Annotated in this window: 21 protein-coding genes and 1 pseudogene; 17 read left to right on the top strand and 5 right to left on the bottom strand. The window is 47.2% G+C overall.

Annotation, left to right across the window (positions count from 1 at the left end; all coding sequences use genetic code 11):
* The first annotated feature begins 229 nt into the window (after positions 1-229).
* From VHA_RS08215 to VHA_RS08185, 7 genes are all read left to right on the top strand, one after another.
* Positions 230-1,537 carry a dicarboxylate/amino acid:cation symporter gene (locus tag VHA_RS08215; RefSeq protein ID WP_005503459.1) on the top strand — a complete coding sequence of 436 codons (1,308 nt, stop codon included), beginning with the start codon at positions 230-232 and terminating at the stop codon, positions 1,535-1,537.
* A gap of 114 nt (positions 1,538-1,651) precedes the next feature.
* Complete coding sequence (locus VHA_RS08210) at positions 1,652-3,205, top strand: cryptochrome/photolyase family protein (RefSeq protein ID WP_005503458.1); 1,554 nt, start codon at positions 1,652-1,654, stop codon at positions 3,203-3,205.
* 208 nt (positions 3,206-3,413) lie between these two features.
* The gene (locus VHA_RS08205) at positions 3,414-5,045 is read left to right on the top strand and encodes a BCCT family transporter (protein WP_040528499.1); all 1,632 of its coding nucleotides are present in this window, start codon (positions 3,414-3,416) and stop codon (positions 5,043-5,045) included.
* A 481-nt stretch (positions 5,046-5,526) separates the two neighbouring features.
* Positions 5,527-7,134 carry a BCCT family transporter gene (locus tag VHA_RS08200; RefSeq protein ID WP_223173242.1) on the top strand — a complete coding sequence of 536 codons (1,608 nt, stop codon included), beginning with the start codon at positions 5,527-5,529 and terminating at the stop codon, positions 7,132-7,134.
* Positions 7,135-7,243: 109 nt separating this feature from the next.
* Positions 7,244-9,127 carry a DUF294 nucleotidyltransferase-like domain-containing protein gene (locus VHA_RS08195; RefSeq protein WP_005503454.1) on the top strand — a complete coding sequence of 628 codons (1,884 nt, stop codon included), beginning with the start codon at positions 7,244-7,246 and terminating at the stop codon, positions 9,125-9,127.
* A gap of 9 nt (positions 9,128-9,136) precedes the next feature.
* Positions 9,137-9,874: a 3'-5' exonuclease gene (locus tag VHA_RS08190; protein ID WP_005503453.1), complete on the top strand. Its 738-nt coding sequence runs from the start codon at positions 9,137-9,139 to the stop codon at positions 9,872-9,874.
* Positions 9,875-10,093: 219 nt separating this feature from the next.
* Complete coding sequence (locus VHA_RS08185) at positions 10,094-10,552, top strand: FKBP-type peptidyl-prolyl cis-trans isomerase (protein WP_005503452.1); 459 nt, start codon at positions 10,094-10,096, stop codon at positions 10,550-10,552.
* Positions 10,553-10,735: 183 nt separating this feature from the next.
* On the opposite strand, the gene VHA_RS08180 is transcribed toward VHA_RS08185, so the two are convergent.
* Positions 10,736-10,984 carry a YkgJ family cysteine cluster protein gene (locus VHA_RS08180; RefSeq protein WP_104439943.1) on the bottom strand — a complete coding sequence of 83 codons (249 nt, stop codon included), beginning with the start codon at positions 10,982-10,984 and terminating at the stop codon, positions 10,736-10,738.
* Positions 10,985-11,214: 230 nt separating this feature from the next.
* Here VHA_RS08180 and VHA_RS08175 point away from each other — a divergent pair, with 230 nt between their 5' ends.
* From VHA_RS08175 to VHA_RS08150, 7 genes and pseudogenes are all read left to right on the top strand, one after another.
* On the top strand, positions 11,215-11,655 hold the full coding sequence (locus tag VHA_RS08175) for a YcgN family cysteine cluster protein (RefSeq protein WP_040528496.1): 441 nt from the start codon (positions 11,215-11,217) through the stop codon (positions 11,653-11,655).
* An 828-nt stretch (positions 11,656-12,483) separates the two neighbouring features.
* Positions 12,484-13,333 (top strand): annotated as a pseudogene (locus VHA_RS19325) (cytochrome c peroxidase).
* 48 nt (positions 13,334-13,381) lie between these two features.
* Positions 13,382-13,705 carry a cytochrome-c peroxidase gene (locus tag VHA_RS19320; RefSeq protein ID WP_272482472.1) on the top strand — a complete coding sequence of 108 codons (324 nt, stop codon included), beginning with the start codon at positions 13,382-13,384 and terminating at the stop codon, positions 13,703-13,705.
* 342 nt (positions 13,706-14,047) lie between these two features.
* Positions 14,048-14,737 (top strand): hypothetical protein, encoded by a 690-nt coding sequence (locus tag VHA_RS08165; RefSeq protein ID WP_040528495.1) that lies wholly within the window; start codon positions 14,048-14,050, stop codon positions 14,735-14,737.
* A 184-nt stretch (positions 14,738-14,921) separates the two neighbouring features.
* On the top strand, positions 14,922-15,446 hold the full coding sequence (locus tag VHA_RS08160; protein WP_040528494.1) for a hypothetical protein: 525 nt from the start codon (positions 14,922-14,924) through the stop codon (positions 15,444-15,446).
* Between the two features lie 355 nt (positions 15,447-15,801).
* Positions 15,802-16,776 carry a tRNA dihydrouridine(16) synthase DusC gene (dusC, locus tag VHA_RS08155; RefSeq protein WP_040528708.1) on the top strand — a complete coding sequence of 325 codons (975 nt, stop codon included), beginning with the start codon at positions 15,802-15,804 and terminating at the stop codon, positions 16,774-16,776.
* Between the two features lie 193 nt (positions 16,777-16,969).
* The gene (locus VHA_RS08150) at positions 16,970-17,740 is read left to right on the top strand and encodes a TerC family protein (protein ID WP_005503445.1); all 771 of its coding nucleotides are present in this window, start codon (positions 16,970-16,972) and stop codon (positions 17,738-17,740) included.
* A 61-nt stretch (positions 17,741-17,801) separates the two neighbouring features.
* Here the strand turns inward: VHA_RS08150 and VHA_RS08145 are convergent, their stop codons facing one another.
* Positions 17,802-18,476, bottom strand: a complete 675-nt coding sequence (locus VHA_RS08145; protein WP_005503444.1) for a Rossmann-fold NAD(P)-binding domain-containing protein — start codon at positions 18,474-18,476, stop codon at positions 17,802-17,804.
* A gap of 210 nt (positions 18,477-18,686) precedes the next feature.
* Here VHA_RS08145 and VHA_RS08140 point away from each other — a divergent pair, with 210 nt between their 5' ends.
* Both VHA_RS08140 and VHA_RS08135 read left to right on the top strand, forming a co-directional pair.
* Entirely contained in the window at positions 18,687-19,328 is a 642-nt protein-coding gene (locus VHA_RS08140; protein WP_005503443.1) for a YecA/YgfB family protein, read from the top strand.
* A gap of 1 nt (position 19,329) precedes the next feature.
* Complete coding sequence (locus tag VHA_RS08135; protein WP_005503442.1) at positions 19,330-19,716, top strand: (deoxy)nucleoside triphosphate pyrophosphohydrolase; 387 nt, start codon at positions 19,330-19,332, stop codon at positions 19,714-19,716.
* Positions 19,717-19,772: 56 nt separating this feature from the next.
* Here the strand turns inward: VHA_RS08135 and dsbB are convergent, their stop codons facing one another.
* Together dsbB and nhaB are read right to left on the bottom strand one after the other, a co-directional pair.
* Positions 19,773-20,306, bottom strand: a complete 534-nt coding sequence (gene dsbB, locus VHA_RS08130; RefSeq protein WP_374189260.1) for a disulfide bond formation protein DsbB — start codon at positions 20,304-20,306, stop codon at positions 19,773-19,775.
* Between the two features lie 88 nt (positions 20,307-20,394).
* Positions 20,395-21,981 carry a Na(+)/H(+) antiporter NhaB gene (gene nhaB / locus VHA_RS08125; RefSeq protein ID WP_005503440.1) on the bottom strand — a complete coding sequence of 529 codons (1,587 nt, stop codon included), beginning with the start codon at positions 21,979-21,981 and terminating at the stop codon, positions 20,395-20,397.
* A gap of 701 nt (positions 21,982-22,682) precedes the next feature.
* Here nhaB and fadR point away from each other — a divergent pair.
* Positions 22,683-23,534 (top strand): fatty acid metabolism transcriptional regulator FadR, encoded by an 852-nt coding sequence (gene fadR / locus VHA_RS08120; RefSeq protein WP_005503439.1) that lies wholly within the window; start codon positions 22,683-22,685, stop codon positions 23,532-23,534.
* Positions 23,535-23,587: 53 nt separating this feature from the next.
* On the opposite strand, the gene VHA_RS08115 is transcribed toward fadR, so the two are convergent.
* Positions 23,588-25,132: a SpoVR family protein gene (locus VHA_RS08115; protein ID WP_005503438.1), complete on the bottom strand. Its 1,545-nt coding sequence runs from the start codon at positions 25,130-25,132 to the stop codon at positions 23,588-23,590.
* Positions 25,133-25,149: the final 17 nt, after the last annotated feature.

Genomic DNA, 25,149 nt, shown 5'->3' with positions numbered 1-25,149 from the left:
TTTCCCATTAAGATATGGAAAAACCATTGAGCATAAAATGCACTAAAAGTTTTGTTTGTTGTTATTTTATTGTTTAAATCTTTGTTTTTGTGTTTTTAAATATGTGACGGGATGCGTAAAAGTAACTAAACGCCATGAAAAGGGCATACCTAATACCGTCACTCCGCTGCTAATCTCTTTTCCCCTGAATGTGACAAGCACGTTACGAATTGAAAAGGAGTATTCGGTGATGAATGCGAAAACCAACAAGATGTCCCTGACGACCCGTGTCCTTATCGGCATGGTGTTGGGTATTGTGAGCGGGTTTGCTATTCGTGTTTTGTTTGGCGAAGACGGCTTTGTTAACGAATATATCGTCAATGGCCTGTTTGACGTGGGTGGGCAGATTTTTGTCGCCAGTTTGAAAATGCTGGTCGTGCCGCTGGTGTTTGTGTCTCTGGTCTGTGGCACCAGTTCGCTGAAAGACATTGCAACACTGGGACGATTGGGGGGGAAAACCCTGATTTTCTATCTGGGCACCACCGCGATTGCCATTACTCTGGCCATGAGTCTGGCATTGTTGTTTGGCCCGGGTAAAGGTGCCGATCTTTCTGCAGCCTCGGCATTCCAGTCAACGGAAGCGCCTTCCCTGGGGAATGTTATTGTAGGCATGTTCCCTACCAACCCAATAAGCTCAATGGCAGAAGGCAACACCCTGCAAATCATCATTTTTGCCCTGCTGTTTGGTATCGCCATCAGTGCTTCTGGCCAACCGGGTGAGCGTGTTGCTGCGTTCTTCCGCGATTTGAATGAAGTGATCCTGAAGCTGGTTGCCTTGCTGATGAACCTGGCACCGTACGGTGTGTTCTGTCTCATGGCGAAGCTGTTCACATCGCTGGGGCTTTCTGCGATTGTGAGTCTGGCGGAATACTTCTTCGTTCTGGCGGGTGGACTGGTGTTACATGCGCTGGTGACATACACCACCTTGCTGAAAGTATTCAGTGGCCTGAGTCCGGTAACATTCCTGAAGAAAATGGAAGACGCTATCATGTTCGCGTTCTCCACAGCGTCTTCCAATGCCACGATTCCGGTGTCAATGGAAACCACAACCCGTCGTATGGGTGCTGACAATAGGGTTGCTGCATTCACTATCCCATTGGGAGCCACCATTAACATGGATGGCACGGCAATGATGCAGGGTGTGGCGACTGTGTTCATCGCTCAGGCATTTAATGTCGACCTGACCATGGCCGATTACATGACGGTGATCATGACAGCAACATTGGCGTCTATCGGCACCGCGGGTGTACCGGGTGTGGGCCTTGTGATGCTGGCAATGGTGCTGAACCAGGTGGGGCTGCCACTGGAAGGTATTGCTTTAATTATGGGGGTTGATCGCCTGCTGGATATGATCCGTACCGCGGTGAACATTACCGGTGACTGCGCAGTGACCTGTATTGTGGCGAAAAGCGAAGGGGCGTTGGATGAAAAACGCTTCAACGACATGAAAGCGGCGGAAGAAGACGAGAAAATCGTGTTCAAACCCCACGCGCAATAACCACACACTTTGCGAAGAAAAATGCCAGACCTGAATGTCTGGCGTTTTTTGATCCCTCACTTCCCCGCGCCGTAATGCATACTGTTGTTAGAAAACAGAAATGGCAGCGAATCAATGACCCAGTTTCACACCTTAAGACTCATTCTTGGCGACCAGCTTAATGCCAGTCACTCATGGTATAGCAAGCATGATGATGGCGTTTTGTACCTGATTGCTGAACTTAGGCAGGAAACTGACTATGTGCGTCACCATGTCCAGAAAGTGTGTGCCTTTTTCGCGGCGATGGCAGGCTTTGCCGATGCGCTTTCATCGGCGGGGCATCACGTAGAACACCTCACGCTGGATGATACCCAGATATTCAGTGGGCTGGATGAATTGCTGACATGCAAAATTAAACAATTCGGCGTCACACATTTTAGCTACCAGACGCCGGATGAATACCGGCTCCGCGAACAGCTTCGGACGTTTGCCGGTGCATTACCCATTTCTTCATCCGAGGTAAGTTCTGAACACTTCCTGTTGTCAGTCAGTGAGTTCGACACTCTGTTTACCGCCGGGAAGCATCACTTGATGGAATCTTTCTACCGCAAGATGCGCCGCCGCTTTGGTGTATTGATAGATGGCGATAAGCCGGAAGGGGGAAAGTGGAATTACGACAAAGAAAACCGCGCTAAACTGACAACGCAAGATCTGGCGGCCATCCCGCAGCCACTGGTTTTTGTCAACGACGTTACCGCAATTCTTGAACGGCTTACCCGCCATGGTGTTCAAACCATAGGCAAGCCAGAAAAGACCTTGTTCTGGCCGGTAACCCGGCGTCAGTCCCTGTCGTTGGTCGATTATTTTTGTCGCCATCTTTTACCGCAATTCGGCCGTTTTCAGGATGCGATGACCTCAAATTCTCCCCACGCCTGGAGCCTTTACCACTCCCGGCTAGCCTTTGCCATGAACAGCAAAATGCTGCACCCGATGCAGGTGATTGATGCGGCGATTGAGGCATATCGTACGCCAGACAGCGGCATCACCCTGAATCAGGTGGAAGGGTTTGTCCGCCAGATCCTTGGCTGGCGGGAGTTTGTCCGTGGCCTTTATTGGGCAAACATGCCAGCGTATAAAGCCATGAACAGGTTGAACGCAGAGCGCCCGCTGCCAGATTTTTTCTGGACGGGCGACACCCGGATGGCCTGCATGAAGCAAGCGATACAACAGTCGCTTGACTACGCATACGCACACCACATCCAACGCCTGATGGTGACCGGTAACTTTGCCCTCCTGACAGGGCTTGATCCTAAGGAGGTGGATAACTGGTACCTCGGCATTTACATTGATGCGATTGAATGGGTGGAGTTACCCAATACCCGTGGAATGGCCCTGTTTGCTGACGGTGGCTTACTGGCGACCAAACCTTACAGCGCAAGTGGTAACTATATCCAGAAGATGAGCGACCATTGTGCAAGTTGCCACTATAAGGTGAAAGAAAAGGTGGGGGAGACCGCCTGCCCATTTAACAGCCTGTACTGGCGTTTTATGGAAAAGCACCGGGACATCATTGCTGTGAATCCAAGAGCCGGCATGGTCTATCGAAACTGGGACAATAAGCCGCAGGAAGAACGTGATGCGGTACTGGCGCAGGCCGACACCTTCCTTCTTCATCTCAATCGGATTTAATGTGTCTTTTTCTTTGCATTTTTGAAAATATGCATTCTTAGCCTGAATGTTGAAGTTTGTTAGTGCTCTCTGAATATTTTATATCATTAAATCAACTGGATATAATAAGATATTTTTGTTTTACCCTGCTCTCCAAACCTGTGATAGTGCGCGTTTAAACAGGCAAAAATGATGCCTTTATCATCTCAAAGAAAATGGAGTTGTCGTTGTGAGTGATAAAAGTCACGATGAATTAATGTCGCCGGATGGTGCAGTGACGCCTATCGATACTGACTATCAGGTAGGTCAGGACAATATCGCGCTGAAAATTGGCCCCTTTGGGCTGGACATCCACAACCGGGTATTTGTGGTCTCAGGTGGGATGATTGCGCTGTTCGTGTTGATCACCTTGTTGTTTCGTCACTCTGTTGGCCCCCTGTTCAACGAAATGCGAAACACCCTTACCGCCCAGATGGACTGGTTCTTCATTGGTGCCGGTAACCTGTTCGTTATCCTTTGTTTGCTTTTAATCTTCAGCCCCCTTGGCCGTGTTCGCTTGGGAGGTACGGAAGCGACGCCCGATTACACCTATGTTGGTTGGTTTTCCATGCTGTTCGCCGCAGGCATGGGGATTGGCCTGATGTTCTACGGTGTGTCTGAACCTCTGTCCCACTATGCGTCTTCTTTTGGTGGTGTAGCTGAGGTGAATGGTGTGCGCACTGACTGGGCACCTCTGGGAGGCGCTGAGGACGATATGGCTGCAGCGAAAGATCTTGGCATGGCAGCAACCATCTACCACTGGGGACTGCATCCCTGGGCCATTTACGCCCTGATCGCCTTGTCGTTGGCTTTGTTCTCCTTCAATAAAGGTTTGCCTTTGACCATCCGCTCCATTTTCTATCCTATCTTTGGTGAGCGTATCTGGGGGTGGCCGGGCCACATTATTGATATTACCGCTGTGGTTGCGACCCTGTTTGGTCTGGCGACATCACTGGGTTTTGGCGCATCTCAGGCGGCAGCAGGTCTGAACTTCCTGTTTGATATTCCGGGCGGGATCACCACGCAGGTCGTGTTGATCATTGCGATTACCGGACTGGCTCTGGCCTCTGTGGTCGCGGGGCTGGATGCTGGTGTGAAACGCCTGTCTGAGTTCAACATGGGCATGGCAACACTGCTGATGATGTTTGTGATCATCGTTGGGCCGACCCTGTCGATTTTCACCAGCATTGGCACCAATATGATGGCGTATTTAGAGAACCTGCCTGCGCTTTCCATGCCGTTTGGCCGTGAAGATACCAACTACTCCCAAGGCTGGACGGCGTTCTACTGGGCATGGTGGATGTCCTGGTCGCCATTCGTAGGGATGTTCATTGCCCGTGTTTCCCGTGGCCGCACAGTGCGTGAATTCATTATCTGTGTGTTGCTGATCCCGACCTCTGTATGTGTACTGTGGATGACAGCCTTCGGCACCACGGCAATTGAACAGCTTCAGGAGGGTTACCGCGCGGTTGTGGATGCCGATTTACCGTTGCAACTGTTTAACATGCTGGATGGCCTGCCACTGGCAAATATCACATCGTTGATTGGGATTATCCTGGTGGTGGTGTTCTTCGTTACTTCATCTGACTCTGGCTCACTGGTGATCGATACCATTTCTGCGGGCGGTAAGGTGGATGCGCCGGTACCACAACGTATTTTCTGGTGTTCGTTTGTCGGACTGGTGGCTATTTCGCTGTTGCTGGGAGGTGGCCTTGGGGCGCTTCAGGCGATGGTGGTGTCTACCGGCTTGCCGTTCTGTATTGTTTTGCTGATGTGTGCATTTTCCCTGGTGAAGGGACTGATGTCAGAACCACGCAAGTAAGCCTTACACTATCCGGGTGCATGCACCCGGATTTTTCGATTTAGAATCTCAATAGTTAGAAGCCGACAATGGTAAACCGGTCGACAAAGGCCCGGTAGCGACGCATTTATAACGCTGAGGCGTTCGACAAAGGATAGAAATAGCAGGCTACAGCATAATATCAATGTTTAGTGTTCAATGTTTAATTGCCTTGATTGTCTGCAGGATTTACACAAGCGAGTGAGTAATAGTTCATTAATAACAGCAGCTAACTCGATGTGTCTCCCATTGTTGAAGCATTGAGCACGAAGGATGTGTTAGGGTATTATTGGTCTCTAGGGCCAAACAGGCCCAAAACCTGAAGTTAGTGAGCGTTCAATATGCCTGATGATGGAAAGCATGGTTTTACGCGATCTCACCCTGCATATTCAACGCCATTAGCTGCTTAATTCGCTAAACGGACAAGGAGTTTACTGTGAGCGATAAAAGTCATGATGAGTTAATGAAGCCAGACGGTAACGTTAACCCCATAGACACAGATTATCAGATTGGACAGGACAATATTGCGCTGAAAGTAGGCCCATTTGGGCTTGATATTCACAACCGTGTTTTCCTGATTTCTGGTTTGGCTGTTGCGCTATTTGTATTTGTCACCCTCGCGTTCCAAAAAGATGTCGCCCCATTTTTTGGTGACCTTCGCAGTTGGTTGACCTCAAACCTGGATTGGTTTTTCCTCTCAGCAGGCGATATTTTCGTTATCACCTGTCTGGCTCTGGTGGTCAGTCCGCTCGGTAAGGTCCGTCTTGGTGGAACCGAAGCAACCCCGGATTACACGTATGTTGGCTGGTTCTCCATGTTGTTCGCCGCCGGCATGGGGATTGGCCTGATGTTCTACGGTGTGTCTGAACCTATGTCTCACTACGCATCTTCCTTTGGGGGGACTGCGGTTGAAAACGGCGTTCGCACAGACTGGGCGCCACTCGGTGCGGCGGCGGGCGATGTGCAAGGTGCAAAAGAGCTGGCGATGGCAGCCACCATTTATCACTGGGGTTTGCACCCTTGGGCTATCTACGCAATTCTGGCGTTGGGACTGGCGCTGTTTTCTTTCAATAAAGGGTTGCCGCTCACCATGCGCTCTGTGTTTTACCCACTTTTTGGCGAGCGCGTTTGGGGCTGGGTAGGGCATGTGATTGATATTCTGGCTGTGGTTGCCACCCTATTTGGTCTGGCTACATCGCTCGGTTTTGGCGCTTCGCAGGCTGCTGCCGGTTTGAACTACCTCTTTGGGGTGCCACTTGGGACAACAACGGAAATTGTGCTGGTAACCTGTATTACGGCATTGGCTTTGGTTTCCGTCATGGCTGGTCTGGATGCTGGGGTTAAGCGTCTGTCTGAAATTAACATGATGCTGGCCATTGCTCTGTTGCTTTTTGTGATTGTTATGGGGCCGACCTTGTCTATCCTTGGCGGCTTTTTCGGCAATCTGGCATCGTATGTTGAACACCTCCCTGCGTTGGCGAACCCATTCGGGCGGGAAGATGCTAATTTCACGCAAGGGTGGACAGCATTCTATTGGGCGTGGTGGATTTCATGGTCACCTTTTGTGGGTATGTTTATTGCGCGTGTATCCCGTGGTCGCACAGTGCGTGAATTTATAGTATGTGTTCTGCTGATCCCATCACTGGCTTGTGTGCTTTGGATGACCGCGTTTGGCGGCACGGCGATTAGCCAACTGGTCAATGATGGTTACACCGCAGTGTCTGAAGCGGACTTGCCGGTGAAGTTGTTTGCGATGTTAGATGCCCTGCCTTTGGCATCTATCACCTCATTCATTGGTATCATCCTGGTGGTGGTATTCTTTGTCACCTCGTCGGATTCCGGTTCACTGGTAATTGATACCATCTCTGCGGGTGGTAAGGTAGATGCACCGGTACCACAGCGTGTTTTCTGGTGTACGTTTGAAGGGCTGGTAGCTATTGTACTGGTGCTCGGTGGTGGTCTGGTCGCCTTGCAGGCGATGGCCGTATCAACCGGCTTCCCGTTTACCATTGTGTTGTTGGTTGCCTGTGTTTCGGTGATAAAAGGTTTAATGTCTGAACCGAGAAGTTAGATTGGTAAATCGCTAAAACGGGGCAGACAGAACGTCTGCCCCGTTTTGTCTGGTATGTCGTTTAAACGTCGGTCTCTTTGGGAATGACGTATTGATAGATTGAGAAGTCATGGAAGCGGAACAAATAGAAATCGCAGCGTTTCTCAAACAACATCCTCCATTTGATGAACTGCCTGGTGAGGAAGTCGATAATGCTGCCAAGCAGGTGGAAATATCTTATTTCCGTGCTGGTACCCAGATTTATGAATACGGCCAAGCGGTTCAGGATTTATGCATTGTACGCAGTGGAGTGGTGGAAATTTATCGCCGCAAAGGGGAGCTGTTCAACCGGTTATCAGAAGGCGGAACATTTGGTCAATGGGGCCTGATGAGAAGCCGTCGTGCGCGTTTCCCGGCCAAAGCCATTGAAGACAGCCTGATTTACTTTCTTCCTGATACTGTGTTTGACGATCTTTGCGATCGCTTCGAATCTTTCTCTGACTTTATGGAAGTAGAGGATGGCTTGCGGCTGCGTAATGCTGTGGAAAGCCACCGCGATAGCAGTGACCTGGCCACATCGAAAGTCACCAATCTGATTCTTCGCTCCCCTGTCACTGTTGATTGTGAATCTTCCGTTCGCTATGCAGCGCAAATCATGACAGACGAAGAGGTTTCTTCCTTGCTGGTGATGACGATGGAAAGCGACGAAGACGGTGTCGAGCAGGAGCGAATTGCAGGCATTATTACTGACAATGATTTGCGTTCCCGTGTGGTGGCTAAAGGGCTGCCTTATGAGACACCGATCAGTGAAATCCTGACGCCGCAAATCATCACCCTGGATCACAATGCCTACGTGTTTGAAGCCATGTTGACCATGCTTCGCAATAACCTGCATCACCTGCCTATCCTTAAAAATCAAAAGCCGATTGGGGTGGTGGCCCTGTCTGACATTGTTCGATACGAATCACAGAGCAGCCTGGTGATTGTGAGCAGCATTTTCCGCCAGCAGACGGTGGATGATCTCGAAGTGCTGTCGAAAGATGTGCCTGCCTGTTTCTCGCGTATGGTGTCAGAAGATGCCAACTCTCACATGATTGGCTCAGCCATGGCGGTCATCGGTCGCAGTTTTAAACAGCGCCTGCTGGAACTGGCAGAAGAGGCGCTTGGCCCACCGCCGGTGCCTTATTGCTTTCTGGCGCTTGGCTCCATGGCCCGTGATGAGCAGTTGATTGTGACTGATCAGGACAACGCCATCATCCTTGACGACAAATATGATGAAGTGGAGCACGGTGAGTACTTTGCGGCGTTAGCGACGTTTGTCTGTGATGGTCTTGCCCGATGCGGGTATAGCTATTGTACCGGTAACATTATGGCAACTAATCCACAGTGGCGAAAAACGCGCACCGAGTGGGAAGAGACGTTTGCCGACTGGATTGATCAACCGAATCCGCAATCTTTGCTTAACAGCAATATTTTCTTCGATTTGGATGGCGTTTACGGTGCAACTAACTGGGCGGAGACGCTCAAAGCTTTTATTTGCCGTCGCGCAAAGCGCAACAACCGTTTTCTGGCATGCATGGCGCGAAATGCCCTGAACCGCACGCCACCACTGGGCTTTTTCAAAAACTTTGTGATGGAGCAGGATGGCCGTCATAGGAACTCCATGAATTTGAAACGTCGGGGAACAGCGCCATTGGCTGATTTGATCCGTGTTCATGCGTTGGCGGTCGGTTCCCGTTCACAAAACTCCTTTGAACGTCTGGACGACATTATTGAAGCAGGCATTTTGCCAAAAGGGCGGGGGGAGGACATTCGCGATGCGATGGAATTTATCTCTATGGTCCGCATTCGCCACCAAGCGTTTGATGTGGCGCAGGAAATTGACCCTGACAACAACATCGAGCCGGAAAACCTGTCTGAATTCGAGCGCCGGAATCTTAAAGATGCCTTCCAAATCATGAGTAATGCGCAAAAGTTCCTGAAATACCGTTACCAGCCAAACCGCAGTAACTAGGAGCGCAGCATGTTATTCCTTGAACCGAATAAAGGGGCGCCGCTGGTAGAAGCGGGCCCTGACTGGCCGACACTGATAAAACGGTTGGAGCAAAAGGCGAAGGTGCCACTGCTTAAGCGTTTTTACCAATGCGGCGTAGTAAGCGGCGATACCCCGGTTTCTGACGTGCAGTTTGTTGCACTTGATCTGGAAACCACGGGCTTGGATCCCAGCCAGAACGACATTATCAGTATCGGGTTGGTCCCGTTTACCCTTGACCGTATTTACTGCCGCGACGCCAAACACTGGATTGTGAAACCAAGAAGGCCGCTTGAAGCGGAGTCTGTGGTTTTTCACGGTATTACCCATTCTGATGTCAGTGATGCACCGGACCTGCGCCGTATTCTGGAAGAAGTGTTGGCCTCTCTGGAAGGGAAAATCGTGGTGGCGCATTACCGCCGTATCGAGCGCGATTTCCTTGAAGCTGCCGTGGAAAGTCGGCTAGGGGAAAGTCTGTTGTTTCCGGTAGTGGACACACTTGAGATTGAATCCTGGTACTATCGCAAACCTATCCAGAAATTTTGGTCTTATGTGTTGAAAAAGCCGCTGACCTCTATTCGGCTTGCGGACAGTCGCCGCCGCTATAACTTGCCTTTTTATCAAGGGCATAATGCGTTAACTGATGCCATTGCAACCGCAGAACTGTTGCAGGCCCAAATTGCCCATCGCTTTCGCAGGGATTACCCGATAAAGGCTCTGTGGCGTTAATTTTCAGCCATTAAAATCAATGAGATCGGTCTGAGTTCACGTTTTTGGGAATCAAAACGCTGCAACCGGGCCGATTTTTTTAGTGCTTTGCTCACTGTGTTACAGTCAGAGAGATGAACGGGTATCTGTCTGTGGCGTTCTGTCCTTGACACTCTTTCGGGTCGATTTTCCGGCTTAAAGATACGATACATAAATTCGCTGCCGACAAAGGATGGCAAGATGATTGAAGAAAACAAAGTCGTAAAAATTGACTACACGGTAAAAGACGAAGACGGACAGCTGATTGATACGTCGGAAGGTCAAGATCCTTTAGCGTATTTGCACGGTGCGGGTAACATTATTCCGGGCCTGGAACAGGCGCTTGCCGGTCGCGCAGAAGGTGAAGAATTTTCTGTTCAAATCCAACCTGACGATGCGTATGGACAACGTAATGAAGCCCTGATCCAAAAGGTTGAACGTGGGGTGTTTCAGGGTGTAGAGCAACTGGAAGTGGGCATGGTGTTTAACGCACAGGGACCACAAGGCAACATTCAGGTGACCATCGTTGCGATTGACGGTGACGAAGTGACCATCGATGGCAACCACCCACTGGCCGGTGTGGTACTGTCATTTGAAGGTGTGATCCGCGAAGTGCGTGACGCCACTGCTGAAGAGATTGAGCACGGTCACGTGCACTAGTTTTTCTTCTCCACACACAAGCTGAAAGCGAGCTGCCTGGCTCGCTTTGTTGTATTTCAACTGATTAAACAAAAGGCGCTTTCTAGTTACGACACATTCGTCCGCTAGTATGTCACGATGGATCTGTGATCGGGTATGTTTTGTCCAGAATAGATTGGTGATGATACCTACTTAGGGGAGGGGCTAGGTTAGCGCTTCCAATTCTGTCAACATCTTAATGGCATACTGGTTGGTACTGCCACAGATATCCCGGTCGGGTTTGAACTGGTGGCATACTGCCGGGCGCTCAGGCTGGCCAAAAATCTTACAAAGATTTTGATCGCTCAACTGGATACAGCGCACTCCGGCGGGCTTGCCGTTTGGCATGCCTGGAATAGGGGAGGAGATGCTGGGTGCGATGCAGCAAGCACCACAGCCTAAACGGCAACTTATCGTAGGTTCACTCATTTCTTACCTTTGATTGCGAGGTGATAATCCTATCCCCATGGTGGGTGCGCACAGTACCACTCACATCCTATGAATGCAAAGTATTGCGGGTCGATGCATATAACCCTCTGACAAGCAGTTGTAGAATGAAGGGATGTTGTCTGATGCTTGCACTTTTTGTTCTGGGTGGTATAACGAGCGCCTTTCTCAACATTGACTGGTAGATACGGGGAAGTATGGCAATGGCTTTCTGGGAACAAAAATCACTAGCCGAAATGACAGATGCGGAATGGGAATCGCTGTGCGACGGCTGCGGCAAGTGTTGCCTTCATAAATTGATTGATGAAGATACTGAGGAGTTGTATTACACCAATATCGCCTGCAGCCTGTTGGACGACAAAACCTGCTCATGTAAAGATTATCCTAACCGCTTTAGCTATGATGAAGATTGCCTGAAGCTGACCCGCGATAAAATTGAAGAGTTTTACTGGTTGCCGGATACCTGCTCATACCGTTTACTGGCAGAGGGTAACATGCTGCCAAAGTGGCACCCGCTGATCACTGGCTCAAAAGAAGCCATGCACGCCGCGAATCAGTCTGTGCGTGAGAAAGTAGTGTATGAAATCGACGTGATTGATTGGGAGGATCATATTCTGAATCACCCTAACCGGAGATGAGGTTTTAGCGGTTTTTCTGAATATTATGAAATGACCCCTACCCAATAACTTGCCGTACTCTTAAAATATGTCGCTACTTCATCGCCACTTTTTGGCAATAGAAAGGCGGCATTTTTATAGGTTTACGAATGGGCTTTTAGTAAGGGTTTCTGTGTCCTATATGTAAGCACCTAATGATAAGCCTGCAGGAAAATTTACTGGTAATTGCGAGGAATGTTTAAACCCGAGTGATGCCATAGACGAATGGCACACTCGGGTTTTTGTATGAGCAGAATAACTCTGCTGCATTGGGGGTGCATCTTCAAGTTGAATGGGTATAGCGCCATGGAATGGTGTGTTTTTATATTTGAAGATTAATGAATACATGTGAAACATCCAGCCATCACTATTGTTTAGCCAATAGGCTAAGATAACTTTATTTTTCATAAAATAACTAGTGTAATGTATTGTTATGTATATCTTTTTTAATAAGAATAGGAAGTTGCATGGTGATGGACATGTGAATAATTGTATTGTCTAGCAAGTGTTGTTTTTTCTTTGAATACCAAGCCTATCTGTAGGCTGGGGGGATGAGTTTATATTTCTGGAAGTTTTGAAATATGTAATGCATAAACACCTACAATAACTTAATGAAGTTTTATTTTTAATTTACATGATAACAATAAAGTGGTTTATGAATAAAAGAACGCAACAGTTTGGTTGTTGAGTGTAGGGTTACTGATATATTTAGGTTCTGTTTACAAAGTTAACCAAGATGATACTCAACTGGCTCAAAAGAATCTGGCACAGTTTAGTTCACTAGATCCATCAACACTTGACTATCAAGCAATGAAAGTCTTGGCAGACCAAGGATGTGCTTACTGCCACTCGCCAAATAGTGAAATGCCTTTTTACTCCCAGGTGCCTATTGCAAAACAGCTTATGGAAGCAGATGTACGAACTGCAATGCGTCACTTTGACATGACAAATTTTTTGGATGATGTCAAGCGTGGTGGCCCAATCTCAGAAGTGGCATTAGCTCGTATTGAAAAGGTGCTCAACGATGACTCAATGCCCCTTTCGCTTTATTTGACGATGCATTGGGCTGCCCTGTTGCAGTGGATTCGCACGAAGCGTGCTGAGCAACATCGCCAATCACCGGTCTCAGATGAGCGAAAAAGCGATGTACTACAACCTATTTATACAATGTTTGAAACTGACGCAGATAAAGTGACATTGGGGAAAGTTCTCTATCACGACACGCGACTTTCAGCAGACAATAGTATTTCATGTGCATCATGTCATAGCTTAACAACAGGCGGTGTAGATCGACGTGTTTCGTCTGTGGGTATTCATAATCAAATTGGTGGTATCAACGCACTGACAGTATTTAATGCTGAGTATCAAACTGCAATTTTGGGATGGGCGAGCAGACAACTTGCAAGAGCAGGCTGGTGGTCCTCCATTTAATCCTGTTGAAATGGGTTCAGAAAGCTGGGAACAGATCATTGATAAACTTCGTCAAGACCCAGCTGTAGTAGCAATGTTTGACAAAGTTTATGATGGAGAAATCAATGGAAATACGATTACTGATGCGATTGCTGAATTTGAAAAAACATTGATTACACCTAATAGCCGATTTGACCAATATCTGTTGGGTAATGCCGATATATTGAGCCCTGAAGAGAAGCGTGGTTGAATATTATTCAACAAGTACAATTGTCAAACTTGTCATGCAGGTGAAGCCATGGGAGATGGTAGCTTTGAAACCATGGGGATGAAAGCTGACTACTTTGCAGAACGTGGTAAAGGAATAACTGAAGCAGATCTTGGCCGATATAATGTCACCGGAAAAGAAGAAGATAAATATAAATTTAAGGTTCCTACACTGCGTAATATTGAACTCACACCTCCATATTTCCATGATGGGCAAGCGGATACATTAGAGAAAGCGATTTATGATATGGGTAAGTATCAGGTTGGCATAGAAATTTCAGACGAAGAAGTGAGAGCGATTAAAGCATTCCTAAAGACCTTAACGGGTAGCTATGGAGAGGACGCTTTGGGTTGATGCAGATGGTTATTGCAAATTAAATCAATTGGTTATCTACATGATGGTTTCTATGCATTAATAGATCTCTACCGTAATTGTAAATTTAAAATACCCTCAGATTTTCTGCTGACTGAGGGTGTTTGAAATCTGGTTAAATTTATGCCATAGATTAAGTTTATATGGTTATTTGTAATAATTTGAGTTCCTTCCATATTGCGAGTCTGTGTAGCCATGAATACGCCTAGGGATATTTTTATGTGAGAGAGCCTGGGAAGTATATTTTTCAATATTCATGATTAATGTGTTTATTATAACAATAAATATCACATATCTATATTTAGATATTTTTAGGAAAAACAAATGCCAATTACTCGAATGCACTCATTATCTAGAAGAACAGGTAATAGTGTGGAATTTCAGATGCGAAATAACTCTTTGATGGTGAAGAAAATTTCCAGTAAGACTATTGATGATGCTGTATTTAAAACATTAAAGGTAGCTAAAAAAAGTATATCATCAGATAGCAAAGAGAAGTATGGAATATTAAAGAATTATCTTTCGTTTGTCTGTAACGCTGAAATCAATAAAAAACTCTTGGAAAAATCAACTGTTATTCGTTGTAAGAGTGAAATTGATAAGAAAAAAGGTGTTATTCATAAACAGGTTATGAGTAGTATTAATATGGATTGTTCAATGTGTTCAGCACCATTACAACACTATTTTACATCATTACTTGATAAAAATAGTGAAATGAAACGACTATCAGCAGAAGATAGAAATAAAGTTCTCAATGAAGTGTATGAATTCTTAGATAATAAAATAGATGAGAAAATTATTGAGAAAAATTTAAAAATGCCAACCATTCGTCAGGCAAAGGCATTAATATCTGTTATCTGTGAAGGGGAATTAGGAACTTCTGATGAAAATAAAGAAGCAAAAAAACGCTTTTCTTCATTACTTTTTGAAAATTTCAATATGGACTTTGATATAGCGAACTTCAAAGATGAAACCATTAATGAAATAAATGAGGTGTTTGAAAAATACTGCTAACGACAAGCGTTTGTGTTAGTTAGGGAAATGCATGTTTTTTGGGAAATGAGTTGCTCTCAGGATTATTCTGGTAGTAAATACTAACATCAAAAAAAATCAAATTTTCTCTTAATTAATCTGATTGTTTTTACTGAGGGCGATGTTATATGAGATGTGATAAAACAATGAATATCGGAGGTTTTTAATGTTTAGTGTTAACCATTCGTGCTTTCATGCATCTCGTATAATAACTCCCCTTAACAGTGAAACTTCTACTTCTGCCCATTTACCGGTGCTATCGGTTAGGCAACTGTCTAGCGAAGAGAAAAATCAAAAGTGCATTGAGATCTTACAAGGGAAAGCAGAGTTATTTGAATTGATTACTCATGGTGAGACGCTATTGGCTGTGAAGTCAACTGAGCCAGCTAAGCCTACTAAATCGCCAGACGAAGTAATGCGAGAGAGAAGCGCTGCTATCTTACAGCTGAGAGAGCAGCTATTTGAAGTATTGAATGAGAATACGGATGAGGTGTATGGTCAAACTCGGCAAGGGGTAACTGACGAGCAGGTGAGTGCTTACGTCAAAATGGTACAAGAGCTGTATGAGCTGAATGGTAACAAACCCTATGGGCACCATTCTGGGCCTATCTTTGGTGATATGAAAGCGCTTGAAGAGGGCAGAGAAGTGCCTGATCTAATTTATAACCGAGGTTCTATTCAGTGCGGTTGATATACATTTTTTGTTAAAAATCAGTCTGTTGGTAGCATGCTCCTATGAGGTTTCCCTCTTTGCATTATTCATGAGGGGGAAAGCTGAGATTGTTATTGATGGTGTGCTGGGCTAACAGCGTTGTATCAATATCATACTGTTTCAAGAGATGGCGATTCAGCTGGCTGAACCGCCATTTTCGTATTCAAGGTGTGATCATTGGTGGTTTGGCTGGTAAGATGACCGCCTATTCAGGCGGTGGATTTCTCTGTTGCTACTTTTTCTATGAAGAATAATTTATTAACCACTCGATATAAATGAACTGTTTCGGTTTAAATGCCCATATCATGCATCATCTTCACTGGGGTTAATGTCTGTGAAATTGACGTTAGGCCCGATGGAGGGCGTACTGGACCCGCTGATGCGCCAAATCCTGACAGAGATAAACCCTTACGATCTCTGTGTAACGGAGTTTGTCCGGGTGGTGGATGCTAAATTACCTCCACGGGTTTACTACAAGCTGAGTCCGGAGCTGGAAAATGGCGGTAAAACCCGTTCCGGTACGTCTGTCCGTGTGCAGCTTTTAGGTCAGTCGCCGCATTATATGGCTGAAAATGCCGCGCTGGTGGCAGAGCTGGGCTCATCGGGGGTTGATATCAACTTTGGTTGCCCCTCTAAAACGGTGAATGGCAATAAAGGCGGAGCAGCGTTGCTCAAGGAGCCGGAGCTGATGTATCAGGTGGTGAAAGCGGTGCGTGAGGCTGTGCCTTATGATCAGGTTGTCAGTGCGAAAGTAAGGCTGGGGTTTGACGATGTCTCCGCCTATCGGGAGATTGCTGATGCGGTACAATCCGGTGGCGCAAATGAAATTGTCGTCCATGGACGCAGCAAAGCGGATGCCTACAAAGCGGGGACCATCCGCTGGGATTTGATTGGCGATTTGACAAAGCGCCTGTCTATTCCGGTGGTTGCCAACGGGGATATATGGTGCCGTGAGGATGCGCTGAAATGTGCTGAAGTCTCTGGTTGCGAAACTCTGATGGTTTGCCGTGGCGCACTCAACATGCCAAACCTTGCTACCCACATTAAAACCGATGCTGCTCCTATGTCCTGGCATCAGGTGCTGGTGCTTCTGGTTCGCTATTCCGAATTTGAAATCCGTGGTGACAAAGGGCTTTATTACCCGAACCGTGTAAAGCAGTGGTTCAGGTACCTACAGGCTCAGTATCCGGAAGCGAAAGCGCTGTTTGTGCGTATCCGTCAACTGAAAAACAAGCAGCAAATTCTCGGTGAAATCGTCACTGCGCTCGATGATATTGAGCGATGCAGCCACACTGTAAATCTGGCTTAATCTCATTAATTGATTTTTATATCAACAGCTTATTCTTGTTGTTACATTTCGTTACATCTTGCTGGATTGCTGACATGCAAGCCTTATGGTGAACTGTATGCTCATTCTAACCAAGAGGTACAAAAACGCTTTATATGGACGACCCCTCGAGTTGTTTCATTTCATTCCGCTCCTTTAGCAAGGAGTCCGCAGCATGCTAGATCTGTTTCTGCAACCTGAATCTCTCGTTATCCTGGCGACCCTGTTTACCCTTGAAGTGGTATTGGGTGTCGATAACGTCGTTTTTATCTCGGTACTTTGTGAACGACTGCCCGCGCACCAGCGTAAACTGGCGCGAAATCTGGGTATTGGTCTTGCCGTTTTGGCGCGTATCGGTCTGGTGTTCTCGATCAGCTGGTTGATGTCATTGACCAAACCGCTGATGACATTGGGTGATGTCTCCCTGACGGGGCGTGGCCTTATCATGATTGGTGGCGGTGCTTTCCTGCTGGCGAAAAGCCTCAAGGAGCTATGGGCATGGCTGACCCATACTGAAACCCAGCATGGCAGCAAAGTGCGTGCAGGTATTGCCCTGATCTTGCTGCAAATCGTGGCAGTAGATGCCGTGTTCTCGATGGACTCGGTGATCACTGCAGTCGGCATGACCGATGAAGTTCCTTTGATGATTGCGGCGATTCTGGCCTCTGCAGCAGTGATGTTGGTGTTTGCTGAGAAAATCAACAACTGTGTGATCCGCTATCCAGGCTTTAAAACACTGGCGCTGTTGTTTCTGGTGTTACTGGGTGGACTTTTGATGGCGGAAGGTGTGGGTATCCATGTCAACAAAGGTTATGTGTACTTCGCGATGGCATTTGGCCTGATCATGGAATCGTGCCATATTGCACTGAAACGCAAGAATAAACGGACGTTTAAACGCATTTATCCGATGAAGAAAGGGTGGGCGATGAAACCCCATTCCAATTAATCTTCTGATCAAAAAGGCAGACCGGAGTCTGCCTTTTTGCTTTGCTGTTGGTTATGCCTGATTAATATTGGTTGAGAACACGACCGGAAAGGATTCGGTAATCAATGCGTCCCGGCCAGTTATTCTCTGAAAGGGTGGAAATCATTGCGCGTGCAACCCGCACCGCTTCAACCGGTTCGAAATCAGCCAATGGGCCTGCAAGAAAGGGGCGAAATGCTGGCATCAGGCGTTGCAACATTTGCTCGTCCTTACGTGGCGTTTCACGCTCACCGAGCAAAGGACCTGGCCTTGCAACCAACAGGCGCTCAAAGCCCATTTCCGACAATGTCCGCTCCATTTTTCCCTTGCAACGAAGGTAATGGGAAGGCGACCAGGGGTGGGCCAACATGCTGGAAACCACAGCCAGGTGTTTCACGCCAACCACCGCCATCATTCTGGCGACTTTGACAACCAGGTGATAATCCACGTCTTCCAGTGCCTGTCTGGAGCCTGCCTGCTTTTTCGTTGTGCCAAGGGCGATATAGCCTTGCACTGGTACAGGCCATTGGGGTTGCCAGTGAGTGACAGACAGGTCTGGACTCTGGTGCACGATGATCTTTTCTGAAAACACACTCACCGGGCGTCGGGTGACCACATGAATGTGTGAAACATCCGGATCGCCCAATAATTGGTGCAATAATTCGTCACCAATCAAACCGGTTGCACCTGCGATGATGACACTTCGAGATGATGGCACTGGCTGAATTTCTCCGATGAGCAATTGCGGCTAAGACTACCACGATTTTCGTAAGATGATTCGACGTCTTAAATCATTTGTTTGATGAATCACGGAAATCTGGGTGCAAAGGGTTTGGTCTGAATGCTGTGTCGTTTTGGGAAAGACGAAATACGGCGTCACCCATTGTTTTGGGTTATGATCCTTTTTTTAGGTAATTAGAGAAGCAAAATGACATCAATGGTCGAACTGCAACCTGACTGGGAGGGGATGCCTGCCACGTTTATTGAAGGCGCACTGCTGGCAGCGAATCTTTCCCCCGCCCCTTTGGAGCCTGAAAGCTGGCTGCCTGTGTTGGTTACGGGTGGTGTGGATGAAGACGACCCTGAGCCCATTTCCGTCACGCAGAAAAAAGTCATCATGCTGCATTTTGAACAGCAGTACGCAGCATTGATGAAACACGCTTATGCATTGCCTTCTGCGCTGGCCCTGGATGCTTCACGCAATGAAAATCATCAGGCGTTTGCAGAGGGTTTTCTGGCGGTCTGGCCCCATATTGAACCCGCTTGGCAGGAAGTGACTGTGTCTGATGGTAGCCGGCGTATGCTTTCTGCCCTGATGACAACCATGCTTTTCTTGCATGATGAGCAGGGAACGCTGGATCAGATGAAAGAGGCTGGGCTTGCGGCGTTGCCTTCGCCTGAAAAGTACTACCAGCAGTTGCCCCTGATGATCAATGAAGTTGCGCTGGCGGCAGATGAAGTCCAGCAAGGTTCAGGGGCGCGGGCAGTAAACCCCTATAAATCCGTAGGCCGTAACGATCCGTGTCCTTGTGGCAGCGGCAAGAAATTCAAGAAGTGTTGCGGTAGGTAAGATGTCGAGTGACGTAATTCTGGTGGTGGCAGGTGTGATCACTGATGGCGATAAGGTCCTCATTACTCAACGCGCTGAAAATGACGGCGGCCTGTGGGAATTTCCCGGCGGCAAAGTGGAGCCCGGTGAATCAGAGCCTGAGGCATTGGTCAGGGAGCTTTGGGAAGAGTTGGACGTGAAGGTGAGTGTGGGCGAATACCTGATAGAAACACTGCACCATTATCCTGCCAAGTCGATTTTGCTCAAAAGTTATCGATGTAAGCGCGTGGAAGGTGAAATCACTTTGCATTGTCACCAGAACATAGCCTGGGTCACCAAGGCACAACTGGATGACTACACATTCAGTGATGCTGACAAGCCTTTGGTGGAATTGCTAAAAAATGAATAATAAAAATCCCAGGTCAGACTGGGATTTTTAACAATTGTCAGTGTGTTTAAATGGAGTTAGAACAGGCGACGTTCTCGTTTACCGAATAGCTGAGACAGTATGACGATAGCCAGTACAATCAGCATTGCAGCAAAAATGACAACCAGCCATTGAGGCATAGAAAGCGTCAGAAACTGCCACACAATCTTGCTGCAATCACCGCTAGCTTCAAACATCCACGGTACCCACTGGTTTAATGGTGCCCAAGAGGGGAAGGAAACGAAGATGTCACAGGTTGCGCCAAACAGATCGTTCGGATCCGGGAATTGATAGCCAACGTGCTCTATCGAAAGCTTCAGTCCCCAACCGGCAGCAACTCCCCAGGCTACCAAGCCTGACCAACGGACCAGAGCGTTGTGTGGGGCGAGCATGCCAATAAGGCCAGCACCGACCACACCAAGCATGGCCACGCGTTCATAGATACACATAACGCAGGGGGCCAGATGCATCACATGTTGGAAAAACAGGGCGCAGCCTTCGAGGATTAACCCCGACAGCATCAGCAAAAACCAGGCGCCACGTCCGCGGGAAATTTTGTTGAAATACGACAACATATAATATGAATCCGTTGTAAAAGACAAAGCCCCACAGAGGGTGGGACTTTGTTATTCAAAAATGTAATCGATTGAAAATCAACCTTTAATGTCCGGCACTCACCGCACCAACTGCATCCATGGATCCAAGTGAGATCCAACCTGCATCATAGAACCAATCCGTCATTGGGATCAGCAGTAACTCGACACCAGCCAGACCGACAAGGCCCATCACAATGGTATAAGGCAGCGCCATATACACCATCTTGCCGTATGAGAGGCGCAACAAGGGCGCCAGTGTTGACGTTAACAAGAACAGAAATGCTGCTTGGCCGTTTGGTGTCGCCACTGAAGGTAGGTTGGTGCCAGTATTGATTGCGACAGCCAACAGTTCAAATTGTTCACGGCTAATTATGCCATCCATCAGTGCTGCTTTGACCTCATTGATGTAAACCGTACCGACGAACACATTATCTGACACCATAGAAAGCAAACCGTTCGCAATGTAGAACATGGTAAGTTGTGCGGCTCCTTCAAATTCCAGCACAGAGCTGATGACTGGTGTGAACAAACCTTGATCTACGATAACCGCAACCACCGAGAAGAAAACGGCCAGCAACGCGGTGAATGGCAAGGCTTCTTCAAACGCTTTACCAATGTGGTGCTCGTCTATCACCCCGGTAAAAGAAGTAGCGAGAATAATGACACTCAGACCAATCAGCCCCACCGCTGCCAGATGCATTGCCAAACCAATGATCAGCCAAACTGCAATCAGCGCCTGGACAATCAGCTTTGCAACATCGTAATTAGTACGTTTTGCACGCTCAGCTTTATCAAACTCAATCAGGATTTGGCGTACGTTTTCAGGCAGTTTTGCACCGTAGTCAAATAAACCGAACTTCTCAACCAGTATACAGGTGAGCAGGCCACAGATGAGCACTGGCAAGGACACTGGCAGCATGCGGATAATGAATTCACCAAACTGCCAGCCTGCCTTTTCCGCGATGATCAAGTTTTGAGGTTCACCCACCATGGTCATCACACCACCGAGGGCAGTACCGACACCAGCATGCATCAACAGGCTGCGCAGAAAAGCACGATAATTTTCGAGGTCGTCACGGCTCAATTCATCATGTACAGATTCGTCGGAGGTATGGTCATGGTTGGCTTGAAAGTCCTTACCGGAAGCGACGCGGTGATAAATTGAATAGAAACCGACGGCAACACTGATAACAACAGCAATGACGGTCAGGGCATCAAGGAATGCGGAAAGGAATGCCGCTGCTGAGCAGAAAGCCAAGGAAAGCAGTATTTTTGAACGAATGCTAAGCAATATTTTTGTAAAGATAAACAGCAATAACTGCTTCATAAAGTAAATGCCCGCCACCATAAAGATAAGCAGCAGCAACACTTCAAAGTTCGCAATCAACTCGTGTTTCACTGTTTCTGGGCTCGTCATGCCAATGGCAATGGCTTCAATAGCCAGTAAGCCTCCGGGTTGCAGCGGATAACATTTCAGTGCCATCGCCAGTGTGAAAATGAATTCCACCACCAGCAGCCAACCTGCAACAAACGGATCAATAATGAAAACGATGGGGTTGATAATCAAAAAGGCAATAACTGCCGCTTTGTACCAGTCGGGTGCTTTACCGAGAAAATTCTTGATGAAAGCATTCCTGAGCGTAATGGCCATGTTTATGTCTCTATTTCTTATGTATGCAAGTGTTTCTAGAGGCTTGAAATGTAGATGTAAATGCTCTGTTGCAAAAGTGGAGGGGTAAATTGCGCTACTTCAAACATGTTGAAATAGCGGGTATTTGACCCTTACACACCGTGTAATCGACGAAAAGCGCCGATGAGACCTAATGCATAATCGAGCTTGAGCACACGATACAGCGACTTTTCAAACAGTCAATAACCCTTTACATGTTAATTAAATTATTGGAGTGTGTTACGGAAAACGCAACTCTAATTCAGGAATATTGAAATGTTTTGTAACATTTTTGGCGTGTTTATTCTATTCGTGGGAGTGCGTGTGTACAGTGATAATGATCAAGATTGGTGTGTGTTAGCGCACAATGTACCCAGTTGAACAGCATCGTTAGGCGACTGGATGAGCTTCTGTTTAATCGTAATAACATGCAATAAAGTTGAAGGTTTGTATCTGGGTGGAGGATACAGCTAAGTGTGTGTGGGAAAGCGCATGTTGTTGCAATGAAACCTCGGCGATGCAGTGTTTTAAAAAACACCAAATTTAATTAACTGTGATGTTAGCCCGTTAAATTGCTGTCAATAACCTATAAACAAAACCTTTCTTAGGTTTCTAGGTGGCCTTGATAAGTGGTATGATGAGTTATTAATCCAAGATAAGAAGCAACCTGGAAACAACACTAAATGGTGATTAAGGCGGATAGCCCGGCAACTTTTGCTGAGAAATATATTATCGAGAGTATTTGGAATAATCATTTTCCTCAAGGCTCAATACTTCCCGCAGAACGCGAGTTGTCAGAACTGATTGGTGTCACACGCACAACCCTTCGTGAGGTGCTCCAGCGCCTTGCACGCGATGGCTGGCTGACTATTCAACATGGTAAGCCAACCCGGGTGAATGATTACATGAACACCTCTGGTCTCAATATTCTGGATACCCTTGTGACCCTAGAGGGTGAAGATGTTCAAGGTGTTTTAGAGAACTTGCTGGCCGCTCGCACCGATATTAGCGGTGTTTATATGCGCTATGCTGTAAAAAATAACCCTCAAGCCTGTGCCGATCTGATCGAAAAAGTGATTGGACGTTGTGAGTCATTACTGGCAAGCGATAGCTTTGGCAGCTTTATCGAAATGGCAGAAGAGAAAGAGGCCATTCAGCAGGACGTCAAGAAAATCTTCGATACTTTTGGTAAAACAGACTTAGAGATCTGTGAAGCGGTTTGCCGTGGACGTGCGTTTAACCACTTTGACTACATGCTGTTTCAGGGCATGGCCCAGTGTTCTGGTAATAAAGTCTACGTGCTGACCATGAATGGCATGCGAAAAATTTACTCACGCGTGGGTGGTTATTACTTCATGGATAAGCGTGCCCGTGAGCTGGCTATTCAGTTTTACCGAGACCTGCTTGTTATTGCAAAAGAAGGCCGCCATCTGGATGTAGCTGACCGAATTAAACAATACGGCCGTGAATGTGGTGCGATTTGGTTCTCTAACCGAGAGACCATTGCCAGGTTGATGGAACAAGAGGAAGCCTAACCGCTGATGCCGTGAACAAAAAACCGCCAAGAATGGCGGTTTTTTTATCGGTTTCAGCTACCAGGTATAAAGTCTGGATCAAACTGAGGGCGCTTCGGACAGGTGGCGATGATCTTGCTTTTTCCATCGGAGAGCTCTTCCTCCAGCACCACCTCAAACCCCCATAAGCGGTGCACATGTTTGAGCACTTCTTGGTAGGAATCACTCAATGGGATGCGGTTGTGGGGAACATAACGCAAGGTCAGTGAGCGATTACCACGTAAATCGACATCAAACACCTGGATATTGGGTTCATGGTTGCTGAGGTTGTACTGCGCTGACAGCTTTTCGCGTATCTGACGGTATCCTTCTTCGTTGTGAATGCTTGTCACCTCAATAAAGTTCTGTCTGTCATCGTCGTTGATAGCAAAAAACTTCATATCCCGCATCACTTTAGGTGACAGGAACTGGCTGATGAAGCTTTCATCTTTAAAGTTTTGCATGGCGAAGTGCAGCGTTTCGAGCCAGTCGTTGCCAGCGATGTCAGGAAACCAGTGTTTGTCTTCATCGGTAGGGTTTTCACAGATGCGCCGGATATCCTGGAACATCGCAAAACCCAGCGCATAAGGGTTGATACCACTGTAAAAGCGGCTGTTATAGGGTGGTTGTGCCACGACATTGGTGTGGCTGTGTAGGAATTCCATGATGAAACGGTCTGTGACCAGACCTTCATCATAGAGGTGATTGAGAATGGTGTAGTGCCAGAATGTAGCCCAGCCCTCGTTCATCACCTGAGTCTGCTTCTGAGGGTAGAAGTATTGGCTGACCTTACGGACAATACGGATAATCTCCCGTTGCCAGGGCTCCAGCAACGGGGCGTGCTTTTCGAAAAAGTACAGGATGTTTTCCTGTGGTTCTGAGGGGAAACGTTCAACCTCTTTTTCCCGAACTTTTTCACTGTTTGGAATCGTGCGCCAAAGTGCGTTGACCTGGCTCTGTAAGTAATCTTCACGCGCTTTCTGGCGAGCAACTTCTTCAGCAATGGAGATTTTTTGTGGCCGCTTGTAACGGTCGACGCCATAGTTCATCAGTGCATGGCAGGAGTCGAGCAGCTTTTCCACCTCATCGACACCGTATTTCTCTTCACATTCACTGATGTACTTTTTGGCAAATAGCAGGTAATCAATGATAGAACCCGCATCGGTCCAGGTCTGGAACAGGTAATTGCCTTTGAAGAAAGAATTGTGACCATAACAAGCATGTGCCATGACCAGCGCCTGCATCGTGATGGTATTTTCTTCCATTAGATAGGCGATACAAGGGTCGGAATTGATCACAATTTCGTACGCAAGACCCATGTGGCCATGTTTGTAGCCGCGCTCTGTCTCGATAAATTTCTTGCCGAATGACCAGTGATTATAGTTGATGGGCATACCTACGCTGGAGTAGGCATCCATCATCTGTTCGGCTGTAATGATTTCTATTTGGTTTACATAAGTGTCCAGACGATAGTGTTCCGCCACACGCTTGATTTCCCGGTGGTACTTGTCAAGCAAATCAAACGTCCAGTCAGGACCGTCACTGAGCGTTTTGTTCTTTTTCTTTGATGCGACCGCCATGTTGTCCTCCTTGGATT

Source organism: Grimontia hollisae CIP 101886 (assembly GCF_000176515.1).
Lineage (GTDB): Bacteria > Pseudomonadota > Gammaproteobacteria > Enterobacterales > Vibrionaceae > Enterovibrio > Enterovibrio hollisae.
This window is presented reverse-complemented; position numbering and strand designations above follow the sequence as displayed.